At 69.2% G+C, this 12,606-nt stretch carries 7 protein-coding genes and 1 pseudogene; 6 read left to right on the forward strand and 2 right to left on the reverse strand.

Going from position 1 to position 12,606, the window contains the following annotated elements:
- Positions 1–112: 112 nt before the first annotated feature.
- Together gltB and E1202_RS23235 are read left to right on the forward strand one after the other, a co-directional pair.
- The gene (gene gltB / locus E1202_RS23230; RefSeq protein ID WP_132685253.1) at positions 113–4,675 is read left to right on the forward strand and encodes a glutamate synthase large subunit; all 4,563 of its coding nucleotides are present in this window, start codon (positions 113–115) and stop codon (positions 4,673–4,675) included.
- Positions 4,668–6,119: a glutamate synthase subunit beta gene (locus tag E1202_RS23235; RefSeq protein WP_132685254.1), complete on the forward strand. Its 1,452-nt coding sequence runs from the start codon at positions 4,668–4,670 to the stop codon at positions 6,117–6,119. Before gltB ends, E1202_RS23235 begins: the two co-directional genes overlap by 8 nt.
- Positions 6,120–6,176: 57 nt before the next feature.
- On the opposite strand, the gene E1202_RS23240 is transcribed toward E1202_RS23235, so the two are convergent.
- Positions 6,177–7,163: a glycoside hydrolase family 43 protein gene (locus E1202_RS23240; protein WP_235878927.1), complete on the reverse strand. Its 987-nt coding sequence runs from the start codon at positions 7,161–7,163 to the stop codon at positions 6,177–6,179.
- Positions 7,164–7,574: 411 nt separating this feature from the next.
- Between E1202_RS23240 and E1202_RS23245 the strand changes: the two are divergent.
- Positions 7,575–8,384: pseudogene (locus E1202_RS23245) on the forward strand (glycine/sarcosine N-methyltransferase); the annotation flags it as partial.
- A 72-nt stretch (positions 8,385–8,456) separates the two neighbouring features.
- On the opposite strand, the gene E1202_RS23250 reads toward E1202_RS23245, so the two are convergent.
- Positions 8,457–9,239 carry an IclR family transcriptional regulator domain-containing protein gene (locus E1202_RS23250; RefSeq protein WP_235878928.1) on the reverse strand — a complete coding sequence of 261 codons (783 nt, stop codon included), beginning with the start codon at positions 9,237–9,239 and terminating at the stop codon, positions 8,457–8,459.
- A 150-nt stretch (positions 9,240–9,389) separates the two neighbouring features.
- Here E1202_RS23250 and E1202_RS23255 point away from each other — a divergent pair, with 150 nt between their 5' ends.
- From E1202_RS23255 to E1202_RS23265, 3 genes are read left to right on the forward strand one after another with little or no spacing between them, the layout of a single operon-like run.
- Positions 9,390–10,046 carry a PaaI family thioesterase gene (locus E1202_RS23255; RefSeq protein WP_132685256.1) on the forward strand — a complete coding sequence of 219 codons (657 nt, stop codon included), beginning with the start codon at positions 9,390–9,392 and terminating at the stop codon, positions 10,044–10,046.
- A 40-nt stretch (positions 10,047–10,086) separates the two neighbouring features.
- Entirely contained in the window at positions 10,087–11,619 is a 1,533-nt protein-coding gene (locus E1202_RS23260) for an acyl-CoA synthetase (RefSeq protein ID WP_132685257.1), read from the forward strand.
- 16 nt (positions 11,620–11,635) lie between these two features.
- Positions 11,636–12,592 (forward strand): LLM class F420-dependent oxidoreductase, encoded by a 957-nt coding sequence (locus E1202_RS23265; RefSeq protein ID WP_132685258.1) that lies wholly within the window; start codon positions 11,636–11,638, stop codon positions 12,590–12,592.
- Positions 12,593–12,606: the final 14 nt, after the last annotated feature.

A 12,606-nucleotide genomic window follows, 5' to 3' on the forward strand; every position in this document is an offset into this window, starting at 1 on the left:
GACCGAGAGTGCAACGGCGCATCCTTATTCGTCAGTGCCCCCAAAGGTTCCGCGGTTCGCAGTGGCTGAGTCATGCCCTGCTGCACGCCGTGACCTGTCGACGGGAGGTCCGATGCCCCAATCCCACCATGCAAGAAGCGTGGCGCAGCGTAGCGCCCAAGCCAGTGGTCTGTATGACCCGGCCTACGAGCACGACGCCTGTGGTGTCGCGTTCGTCGCCGACCTTCGCGGTCGGCGGAGTCACGACCTGGTTGACAAAGCACTGACAGCGTTGCGCAACCTGGAGCACCGCGGCGCCAAGGGTGCCGATCCCGAGACCGGTGACGGTGTCGGGCTGCTGACGCAGATCCCGGACGCGTTCTTCCGCGGAGTCGTGCCGTTCGAGCTCCCCGAAGCCGGCACCTACGCCGCCGGCACCGCGTTCCTGCCCGCCGACGACGCCGCCGCTGAAGAAGCCGTGGCCGTCATCGAGCGGATCGTGGCCGAGGAAGGGCTGCGACTGCTGGGCTGGCGCGAGGTGCCCATCGCCGCGGACTGCGCGGGCACCTCGGCGCGCGAAACCATGCCGAACTTCCGGCAGCTGTTCATCGGCGCCCAGGACGGGCAGCAGGCCGAGACGGCGCTGGCGTTCGAGCGTCGGGCGTTCTGCGTGCGCAAGCGCGCCGAGCACGAAGCCGACGTGTACTTCCCGAGCCTGTCGGCGCGCACCATCGTCTACAAGGGCATGCTCACCGAAGCGCAGCTGGGCGCGTTCTACCCCGACCTGGGTGACGAGCGCTTCGCCAGCGCGATCGGCCTGGTGCACTCGCGGTTCTCCACGAACACGTTCCCGTCCTGGCCGCTGGCTCACCCGTACCGGTTCATCGCGCACAACGGTGAGATCAACACCGTCAAGGGCAACCGCAACTGGATGCGGACCCGCGAGAGCATGCTCGACACCGGCCTCATCCCCGGTGAGCTCAAGCGGCTGTACCCGATCGCCTCGCCCGAGGCCAGCGACTCGGCGACCTTCGACGAGGTCCTCGAGCTGCTGCACCTCGGCGGCCGGTCGCTCCCGCACTCGGTGCTGATGATGATCCCGGAGGCGTGGGAGAACCACGCCGAGATGGACCCCAAGCGCAAGGCGTTCTACGAGTTCCACAACTACCTGATGGAGCCCTGGGACGGCCCGGCGCTGGTCGCCTTCACCGACGGTACCCAGATCGGCGCCGTGCTGGACCGCAACGGTCTCCGCCCCGGTCGCTACTGGGTCACCGAGGACGGACTCGTCGTGCTGGCCAGCGAGGTCGGCGTGCTGGAGTTCGAGGCCGACAAGGTCGTGCGCAAGGGCCGGCTGCAGCCGGGCCGCATGTTCCTGGTCGACACCGACGCCGGCCGGATCATCGACGACGACGAGATCAAGGGCGAGCTCGCCGACGAGTACCCGTACCAGGAGTGGCTGGACGCGGGCGTCGTGCGGCTGGGCGACCTGCCCGAGCGCGAGCGCGAACTGCCCTCGCACGACTCGCTCGTGCACCGGCAGCAGGTCTTCGGCTACACCCAGGAAGAGCTGGGCGTCCTCCTGCAGCCCATGGCCACCACGGGTGCCGAACCGATCGGCTCCATGGGCAACGACACCGGCTTCGCCGCCCTGTCGGAGCGCCCGCGGCAGCTGTTCGACTACTTCACCCAGCTGTTCGCGCAGGTCACCAACCCGCCGCTGGACGCGATCCGCGAAGAGCTGGTGACCTCGCTGGGCACCCACGTCGGACCCGAGCACAACCTGCTCGATCACGCTCCGGAGGCGTGCCACCAGCTGGTGCTGCCGTTCCCGGTGCTCGACAACGCCCAGCTCGCCAAGATCGTGCACATCAACGACGACGGCGACCGGCCTGACCTCAAGCCCGCCGTCATCGACGCCACCTACCGGGTCGCCGGTGGGGGAGCGGCGCTGCGCTCGCGGCTGGACGAGATCTGCGACGAGGTCTCCGCCGCCGTCGCCGACGGTGCGCACGTGCTCGTGGTGTCCGACCGCCAGGCCGACGCCGAGCGGGCGCCGATCCCGTCGCTGCTGGCCACCGGTACCGTGCACCACCACCTCGTGCGGGAGAAGGACCGCACCAAGGTGGGCTTGATCGTCGAGGCCGGCGACGTCCGCGAAGTGCACCATGTCGCTCTTCTCATCGGTTACGGAGCCGCTGCCGTTAACCCCTACGTGGCAATGGCCACTGTCGAGGATCTCGTCAGCACCGGCGTCATCAAGGGAACCGAGGCCGAGCAGGCCACCGCGAACCTGATCAAGGCGCTGGGCAAGGGCGTCCGCAAGACCATGTCCAAGATGGGCGTGTCCACTGTGGCCTCCTACACCGGTGCGCAGATCTTCGAGGCCATCGGCCTGGGCGAAGAGGTCGTGCAGCGCTGCTTCACCGGCACCACCTCGCGGCTGGGCGGCGTCGGGTTCGACGTGCTGGCCGCGGAGGTCGCCGAACGGCACCGCCGCGCCTACCCGGTCGACGGCGTGCAGGCGCCGCACCGCTCGCTCGCCGTGGGCGGCGAGTACCAGTGGCGCCGCGAGGGCGAACCGCACCTGTTCAACCCCAAGACGGTGTTCAAGCTCCAGCACTCCACGCGCTCCGGGCGCTACGAGGTGTTCAAGGAGTACACCCAGGCCGTCGACGACCAGTCGCGCGACCTGATGACGCTGCGCGGGTTGTTCAAGTTCCGCGACGGCGTGCGCAAGCCCGTTCCGGTGGACGAGGTCGAGCCCGTCTCGTCCATCGTCAAGCGCTTCGCCACCGGCGCCATCTCCTACGGGTCGATCTCGCAGGAGATGCACGAGACGCTGGCGATCGCCATGAACCGGCTGGGCGGCAAGTCCAACACCGGTGAGGGCGGCGAGGACGCCGACCGGTTCACCCCGGACGCCAACGGTGACTCGCGGCGCTCGGCGATCAAGCAGGTCGCCTCCGGTCGCTTCGGCGTGACCAGCGAATACCTGGTCAACGCCGACGACATTCAGATCAAGATGGCCCAGGGCGCCAAGCCCGGTGAAGGCGGTCAGCTGCCCGGCGGCAAGGTCTACCCGTGGGTGGCCAAGACGCGGCACTCCACGCCGGGCGTCGGGCTGATCTCGCCGCCGCCGCACCACGACATCTACTCGATCGAGGACCTGGCGCAGCTGATCCACGACTTGAAGAACGCCAACCCCCAGGCGCGCATTCACGTCAAGCTGGTCAGCGAGGTCGGCGTCGGCACGGTCGCGGCGGGTGTGTCCAAGGCGCACGCCGACGTGGTGCTGATCTCCGGCCACGACGGTGGCACCGGCGCTTCGCCGCTGTCGTCGATCAAGCACGCCGGCGGTCCCTGGGAGCTGGGCCTGGCCGAGACGCAGCAGACGCTGCTGGCCAACGACCTGCGCGACCGGATCGTGGTGCAGACCGACGGCCAGCTCAAGACCGGGCGCGACGTCGTGATCGCGGCACTGCTCGGTGCTGAGGAGTACGGCTTCGCCACCGCACCGCTGGTCGTCTCGGGCTGCATCATGATGCGGGTCTGCCACCTCGACACCTGCCCGGTGGGCGTGGCCACGCAGAACCCGAAGCTGCGCGAGAAGTTCTCCGGCAAGGCCGAGTACGTGGTGAACTTCTTCGAGTTCATCGCCCAGGAAGTGCGGGAGTACCTGGCGGGGCTGGGCTTCCGCTCCCTCGAGGAGGCGATCGGGCACGCCGACCTGCTCGACACCTCCGAGGCCGTGCGGCACTGGAAGACCCAGGGCCTGGACCTCGCGCCGATCACCCACGTCCCGGAGCTGCCCGCGGGCGCATCGCTGCACCAGACCACCGAGCAGGACCACGGTCTGGAGAAGGCGCTGGACAACACGCTGATCCAGCTGTCCGAGGGCGCGCTCAAGGAAGGCACTCCGGTCCGCCTGGATCTGCCGGTGCGCAACGTCAACCGGACCGTGGGCACCATGCTCGGCTCCGAGCTGACCCGGCGCTGGGGCGGCGAGGGCCTGCCGGACGACACCATCGACGTGACCTTCACCGGTTCCGCCGGGCAGTCCTTCGGCGCGTTCGTGCCGCGGGGCATCACCCTGCGGCTGCTGGGCGACGGCAACGACTACGTCGGCAAGGGCCTCTCCGGTGGCCGGATCGTGGTCCGGCCCGACGCGAAGGCACCGTTCGTGGCCGAGCAGAACATCATCGCGGGCAACGTGCTGCTCTACGGCGCGACCAGCGGTGAGCTGTTCGTCCGCGGCATCGTCGGCGAGCGGTTCTGCGTCCGCAACTCCGGTGCGACCGCCGTCGTCGAAGGCGTCGGCGACCACGGTTGCGAGTACATGACCGGTGGTCGCGCGGTGATCCTCGGCACGACCGGCCGCAACTTCGCGGCAGGCATGTCCGGCGGAATCGCCTACGTGCTCGACGTCGATCCCCAGCGGATCAACCCCGAGATGGTCGACCTGGAAGCGCTGGACGACGAAGACCGCGAATTCCTGCACGACCGGGTGCGCAGGCACTACGAGCAGACCGAGTCGGCGGTGGCCCGCGAGCTGCTGGCCGACTGGGACACCGCGGTCGAGCGGTTCGGCAAGGTCATGCCTCGCGACTTCAAGCGGGTGCTGGAGGCGCAGAGCGCCGCCGAACGCGAAGGGCGCGACGTCAACGAGGCGATCATGGAGGCGGCTCATGGCTGATCCCAAGGGATTCATGACGACGCCGCGGGAGACTCCGCAGCGTCGCCCGGTGGACGTGCGCATCAAGGACTGGCGCGAGGTCTACCTGGAATTCGAGCAGCCGCGGCTGACCAAGCAGGCCGGCCGCTGCATGGACTGCGGAATTCCGTTCTGCCACCAGGGTTGCCCGCTGGGCAACCTGATTCCCGAGTGGAACGACCTGGTGTGGCGGGACGACTGGGAGTCCGCGATCGAGCGGCTGCACGCGACCAACAACTTCCCGGAGTTCACCGGGACGTTGTGCCCCGCCCCGTGCGAGGCCGCGTGCGTCGTCGGCATCAACGACGATCCGGTGAGCATCAAGCAGGTCGAGATCTCCATCATCGACAAGGCCTGGGAAGCCGGCTACGTCAAGCCGCAGCTGCCCGCGAAGCGGACCGGCAAGAAGGTCGCCGTCATCGGCTCGGGTCCGGCCGGGCTCGCCGCCGCGCAGCAGCTGACGCGCGTGGGTCACAGCGTCGTGGTCTACGAGCGTGCCGACCGCATCGGCGGACTCCTGCGCTACGGCATCCCCGAGTTCAAGATGGAGAAGAGCCGGCTCGACCGGCGGCTCGGCCAGATGCGCGCCGAGGGCACCGAGTTCCGCATCGGGGTGAACGTCGGCGTCGACGTCACCGTGGAGCAGCTGCGCGCCGACTACGACGCCGTGGTGCTCGCCGGTGGGGCCACGCAGGCCCGCGACCTGCCCGCCACGGGCCGGGAGCTGGACGGCGTGCACCAGGCGATGGAGTACCTGCCGCTGGCGAACAAGGTGCAGGAGGGCGACTTCGAGCGCTCGCCGATCCACGCCGAGGGCAAGCACGTCGTGGTCATCGGCGGTGGCGACACCGGTGCCGACTGCGTCGGCACCGCGCACCGCCAGGGCGCGGCCTCGGTGACGCAGCTGGAGATCATGCCGCAGCCGCCTGCGGAGCGCTCCGAGGCGCACCCGTGGCCGACCTACCCGATGCTCTACCGGGTCACCTCCGCCCACGAGGAGGGTGGTGAGCGGTTGTACTCGGTCAACACCCAGGAATTCGTGGGTGATGACCAGGGCCGGTTGCAGGCCCTGCGACTGGTCGAGGTCCAGCGCACCGACTCCGGTTTCGAGCCGGTGGCGGGCACCGAGCGGGAGATCCCGGCCCAACTGGTGCTGCTGGCGATGGGCTTCGTCGGCCCGGAGAAGCCCGGTCTGCTGGAGGACCTGGGTGTGGAACTCGACGCGCGCGGCAACGTCGCCCGCGACGAGAACTTCATGTCCAGCGTGGACGGCGTGTTCAGCGCGGGCGACATGGGTCGCGGCCAGTCGCTGATCGTGTGGGCCATCTCCGAAGGCCGTTCGGCGGCCGCCGGGGTGGACCGCTACCTCGTCGGCCGGGACGTGCTGCCGGCTTCGATCGAGCCGACCGAACGCCCGATGGTCTGAGTTCGAGCGTGTGAGGCGGTGCCCCGGTTTCGGCCGGGGCACCGCTTTTTCGCGTTCTCAGTCCGCTACCGGCACACCGAAGTCCGGCGAACCGTCGTGCTTCCACTCGAAGGTCTGCAACCGGGTGTGCCGGTTGGGGTCGCCGACCTCGGCGTCGTACGGGCGCGCGTGGTAGACGAGCACGTCAGCGCCGTCCTCGGTGACGGTGAAGCTGTTGTGCCCCGGCCCGTACTGACCGGTGCCGGTGTTGGTGGTGAACACCGGTTCCGGGCTCTTCTCCCACGACGCGTGATCGAGCAGGTCCGCGTCGGCGGGCGCGGTGAGCAGGCCCAGGCAGTAGTTGCTGTCGGTGGCGCTGGCCGAGAACGTCAGGAACACCTTGCCGTGGCGCGCGAGCGCCGCCGGTCCCTCGTTGACCCGGAACCCGCGGGTCTCCCAGTCGTGGGTCGGCATCGACAGGCGCACAGGCCGGTCGCCCAGCGTCCACGGATCGTCCATCGGGGCGAGGTAGAGGTTTGAGTTGGTCTCGACACAGGGTTCGCGCTGGGCCCAGGACAGGTAGCGGTCGCCTCGGTGCTCGAAGGTCGTGGCGTCGAGGGCGAAGGTGTCCCACGGGGTGCTGATCCGCCCCCGCTCCACCCAGTTTCCGGCCAGAGGATCGGGATTGGAGTTCTCCAGCACGTACATCCGGATGGACTGGACGTCCTCCGAACTGCCTGCCGCGAAGTAGACGTACCAGCGTCCGTCGACGTGGTGCAGTTCCGGTGCCCAGATGTGCCTGCTCATCTCGCCGCTGTCGTGCTTGCGCCAGAGCAGGTGCTCCTCGGCCGTGCCCAACCCCTGCAACGTCGCCGATCGGCGCAGCACGACGCCGTCGTAGGTCGGGACCGTCGCGGTGAAGTAGTAGGTGCCGTCGGCGTGGCGGACGATGTGCGGGTCAGCACGTCTGTGCGCCAGCGGGTTGTCGAAGCGCTTGGGCGAGCTCCAGGCCGTGGTGTTGCCGGTCATGGTGAGCGCTCCGGTGGCCAGTGCCCCGGTGAGCAAGGTTCTGCGGGAGAGAGCTGATCGGTGTCGCACTCTGCTCACCGTCCTTCGAATGCGGCCGGGGTGGACCGATTTCCGCACCTCGGCGTGGCATTCGAGATCACTGGGGTACCCCGTTCCGGGGAGGCTGGGAATTCGCTCAGCGATCGCCGGGTTCGGTGGGCGAACCCGATCGAACGCGTGGACCCGACCGGCCGAGCACCGAGGTGATCTCGCGCGAACGCACTGGTCGAAGCGCCCTTCTCCGCCGCTTCTCACCAACGCCCCGCGCTGGTCTCGGTGGGCTGGGTCGACAACGAGGTCTTGCTGTTCGGGTTCATCGGACTAGCGTCGGGCGCATCGGAATTCCGCTGCTGAATTCGGCGATCGCGCGCGCCGCAACACTGTCGAGCGATGTGAGGAAAAGAAGGCATGACCGAGAACGTCCTGACCGGAATTCGCGAGCAGGTTTTCGGCGACGATCCGCTCGAGGTCCGCGAAACCGACCACTACACCCAGGAATACGTGGGTGGGATGGTCGACAAGTGGGACGACCTGATCGACTGGGAGCGTCGCGCCGCGGGGGAGGGCCGGTTCTTCGTCGACCAGCTCAAGGCCCGTGGAGTGCGCAGCGTGCTGGACGTGGCGACCGGGACCGGATTCCACTCCGTCCAGCTGATCGAGGCCGGGTTCGAGACCGTCAGCGCCGACGGCAGCCCGCAAATGCTGGCCAAGGCGTTCCGCAACGGAATGGACAACGGCGGCCACCTGCTGCGCGTGGTCAACGCCGACTGGCGCTGGCTCAACCGCGACGTGCACGGTGAGTTCGACGCCGTCATCTGCCTGGGCAACTCGTTCACGCACCTGTTCAGCGAGCACGACCGCCGCAAGGCGCTCGCCGAGTTCTACGCGATGCTCAAGCACGACGGCGTGCTGATCATCGACCAGCGCAACTACGACGCGCTGCTGGATGGCAAGGCCGGCGGCAAGAGCAGCTACTACTACTGCGGGACCGAGGTCGAAGCGGTTCCCGACCACGTCGACGACGGGCTGGCCCGGTACCGCTACGAGTTCCCGGACGGCAGCGAGTACCACCTGAACATGTACCCGCTGCGCAGGGACTACCTGCGCGGGCTGCTGCGCGACGTCGGGTTCCAGCGCATCGACACCTTCGGTGACTTCCAGGAGAACCCAGTCGACGAGCCCGACTTCTACATCCACGTCGCGGAGAAGACCTACGTGGAGAACCCCGACGCCTGAGGGGCCTGCTCCTAGACCCGCCACGGGGACGCCAGGCGGCCCGGAAACCGCTGTTCAGCGGTTTCCGGGCCGCACCCGCAGGTCGGCCTCGATGCGCGCCGCCGTGCGCGCCAGCAGCGGCACGATCTCGCGTTGAACGCCTTCCTCGGTGGAGCCGTGCTTGTACAGGGAGACGTTGACCGCGGCGAACACCCGGCCGTCGGCGTCGCGGACCGGGACCGCCACGCCGCGCAGCCCTTCCTCCAGCCCGTCGTCGGCGATCACGAATCCGCGCCTGCGCACCGCGGCGAGCTCCGCCAGCAGCTCCTGGCGGGTCGTGACCGTGTGCGGGGTGACCGGTGCCAGTTCGACAGAGCGGAGGTTGGCCTCCAGCCGCTCCGGGGGTACTGCGGCCAGCAGCACCTTGCCCATCGAGGTCGCGTGCGCGGGGAACCGGGTGCCGACCGGGATCGTCACCGACAGCAGCTTCGGACTCGGCACCTGAGCGATGTAGCGGATCTCGGTGCCCTCCAGCACTGCCATCGCGGTCATCTCCCGCACCTGCCGCGTCAGCTCCTGCAGGTGCGGCTCGGCGATCTGCGGCAACGACCGACTGGTGAGGTAGGCGTGGCCGAACTCCAGCACCTGGGGCGTCAGCGCGTAGCGGCGTTCGGTCTGCTGCACGTAACCGAGCTCCACGAGGGTCAGCAGGATGCGGCGAGCGCCGGCCCTGTCCAGGTCCGCGGCCTGCGCGACCTCCGTCAGCGACAGCTCGGCCCGCTCCGCGGTGAACGCCCGCAGCACGGACATGGTCCGCTCCACCGCGCGGACGAAGTGCTCTCCACGCTGTTGCGGCACGACACCTCCCGACTCGCTTCCCGTGAAGCCTATCCGGTGCGGTCTCGGAAGGAACTCATACCGACCGGCCGGTCTGTCTGGACTGAAGGGCGGGCGACGGGTTTAACTGAAGGCCGAAATCTGATCGGGACCCCGGAGGGATCAGCGAACGTGACCGCCGAGAGCGAAGACGAACTGCGGGAACGCCGGCAGGCGGTGCGAGACCTCGGTTCCGCGCTGCGCGACCTCACCGACGCCGCCGTGTCCACCGAGGCGGACACCGAGACCCTGCGCGAGATCACCTCGCAGGTGAGGGCGCTCGTGCCCCCGCTGGACGCGGTGCGCCGCGAGCGCGGGCAGCTGGCGGCCGTGGACGACGGTCGGCGCCCGCGCCGCCTCTACAGCCCGGCCGTGGGCCCTGGGAACCCGATCGCCCCTCCGATGCAGGTGGAGATCGTCGACGGTGCTGCTGTGGGCACCTGCACCCTCGGGCTGGCCTACGAGGGGCCGCCCAGCTACGTGCACGGCGGCATGAGCGCGCTGCTGCTCGACCAGATCCTCGGGCACGCCCACGCCGCAGGTGGAGCGCCGCCGGGCATGACGGTGCAGCTGTCGCTGCGCTACCGACGCCCGGTGCCGCTGACCACCCCGCTGCGGATCGTCGGCCGCGTGGAGCGGGTCGATGGCCGCTGGACCGAGTCGAAGGCCACGATCTGCACCGCGGACGCACCGGACGCGGTGCTGGTGGAGGCCGAGGGCAAGTTCGTGGTGCCGAGCGCAGAGCAGTCGAGCCGGCTCTTCGGGAAGGTCGAGGGACTCGTCAAGTGAGGTAATCGAAGGCGGTACGCGAGGTTCAAGGAGGAGCCGCATGTACCCAGGTGTCCACGCCGTCACCACGCCCGACAAACCTGCCCTGATCATGGCCGGGTCGGGCGAGGTGCTGACCTATCGAGAACTCGACGAGCGTTCGCTGCGACTGGCCAACGCGCTGCGCGCCGCCGGGCTGTCCAAGGGCGACGTGGTCGCCGTGCTCTCCGACAACGACCTGCACGCCTACGAGGTGTACTGGGCCGCCGTGCGCTCGGGCATGTACGTCTGCGCCGTCAACAGCCACCTGCAGCCCGACGAGGTCGCCTACATCGTCAACGACTCCGGAGCGAACGCGCTCGTGGTCTCGGCCGGCCTCGGGGCGCTGCCCGAGCAGGTCGCCGAACTGACCTCGGAGGTGCGCGTCCGGCTGGCCTACGGAGGGCCGGTGGCCGGGTACGGCGACTACGAGCAGGCTCTGGCCACCGCCTCCACCGAGGTCCCGGCGGTGCAACCGTGCGGCGCCGACCTGCTGTACTCCTCCGGAACCACCGGCCGTCCCAAGGGAATCCGTCCCGAACTGCCCGACCGCCAGGTTCACGAGCCGGGCAACATCCTGGTCGACCTGCTGCGCGGGTTCTACGGTTTCGACGAGGACACCGTCTACCTGTCCCCGGCGCCCGTCTACCACGCGGCTCCGCTGCGCTACTGCGCGTCGGTGCACGCCATCGGCGGGACCGTGGTGATGATGGAGCGCTTCGACCCCGAGCAGGCGCTGCGGGCCATCGAGCGCTACGAGGTGACCCACAGCCAGTGGGTGCCGACGATGTTCGTGCGGATGCTCAAGCTCGACGAGCAGACCCGCCAGCGCTACGACCTCTCCAGCCACCGCAACGCCGTGCACGCCGCCGCGCCCTGCCCGATCGAGGTCAAGCGGGCGATGATCGCGTGGTGGGGCCCGATCCTGCAGGAGTACTACTCCTCCACGGAGGGCATCGGCATGACGATGATCGACTCGGCGCAATGGCTGGAGAAGCCGGGCTCGGTGGGCAAGCCCCTGCTCGGCATCGTCCGCATCTGCGATGAAGCGGGCGAGGAACTGCCGGCCGGTGAGGTCGGCACCGTGTACTTCGAACGCGAGGAGATCGAGTTCGAGTACCTCGGCGATCCCGAGAAGACCCGCTCGGCCAAACACCCCGGCCACCTCAACTGGGCGACGATGGGCGACCTCGGGTACCTCGACGAGGACGGATACCTGTTCCTCACCGACCGCAAGGCATTCATGATCATCTCCGGCGGGGTGAACATCTACCCGCAGGAGGTCGAGGACGTGCTGGCGCTGCACCCGTCGATCCTCGACGTGGCCGTCTTCGGCGTCCCGGACCCCGAGATGGGCGAGGCGGTCAAGGCCGTCGTGCAACCCGCGCCGGGCGCGCGACCGGGACCGGAGTTGGAGCGGCAGATCATCGACCACGCGCGCGAGCGGGTGGCCCACTACAAGGTGCCGCGCAGCGTGGACTTCGTCGACGAGATGCCGCGCACACCGACCGGAAAACTCGTGAAGGGCAAGCTCAAAGCCCGCTACGCGAACTGAACTGAAAGGGATATCCGTGGATCGACGTTGGGGCATCTCCGTTCCGCTGCCCGAGCTCTCGCTGCCGGAGCAGCGCGAACTCATCGCCGAACTGCCCGACCTCGGCTACACCGACGTGTGGTCGTCGGAGGCCAACGGCGCCGATGCGTTCACCCCGCTGGCGCTTACCGCCACGTGGGCTCCGCAACTGCGGCTGGGCACGGCGATCGTGCCCGTCTACACCCGCGGGCCGGCGACCTTGGCGATGAGCGCGGCCACCCTCGCCGCGGCGGCCCCGGGCCGATTCGCGTTGGGCGTGGGCACCTCGTCCAACGTCATCGTGGAGCGCTGGAACGGAATCCCCTTCGACGAGCCGTACAAGCGGGTGCGCGACACCGTGCGCTTCCTGCGCCGCGCGCTGAGCGGCGAGAAGGTCACCGAGTCCTACGACACCTTCGAGGTCAAGGGTTTCACCGCCGGCCTGGTGGCCGATCCGGTACCGCCCGTGCTGGTGGCCGCGCTGCGCCCGGGGATGCTGAAGCTGGCCGGGCGGGAGGCCGACGGCGCGATCATCAACTGGCTGTCGCCGGACGACGTGCGCACCGTCGTGCCCTACGTGCGGGAGGGCGGCCCGGACAAGGAGGTCGTGGCGCGCATCTTCGTCATGCCCGACACCGACCCGGACACCGCGCGGGCGTTGGCGCGGCGGCACATCGCCGCCTACATGAACGTGCCGGTCTACCGCGCCTTCCACGAGTGGTTGGGTCGCGACGAGCTCACCCCGATGTGGCAGGCGTGGGACGCCGGTGATCGCAAGGCCGCGCTCGCGGCGATCCCGGACAGCGTGGTCGACGATCTGGTGGTGCACGGCCCGGCCGAATACTGCCGCGAACGCGTCCAGCAGTACGTCGACAACGGTGTGACGACACCGGCGATGGCGCTGGTCGCGCCGGGCGACCCGACCGAGGCCGTCCGGGCGCTGGGCCTGAAGTAGCGCCTTGCCCGAGG

The organism is Saccharopolyspora karakumensis (assembly GCF_004349225.1).
Classification (GTDB): Bacteria; Actinomycetota; Actinomycetes; order Mycobacteriales; family Pseudonocardiaceae; genus Saccharopolyspora; species Saccharopolyspora endophytica.

Bases quoted from the DNA above. Each gene is read 5' to 3' on its own strand.
- E1202_RS23235 (WP_132685254.1), top strand. From the start codon at position 4,668: ATGGCTGATCCCAAGGGATTCATGACGACGCCGCGGGAGACTCCGCAG.
- E1202_RS23260 (WP_132685257.1), top strand. From the start codon at position 10,087: ATGTACCCAGGTGTCCACGCCGTCACCACGCCCGACAAACCTGCCCTG.
- gltB (WP_132685253.1), top strand. From the start codon at position 113: ATGCCCCAATCCCACCATGCAAGAAGCGTGGCGCAGCGTAGCGCCCAA.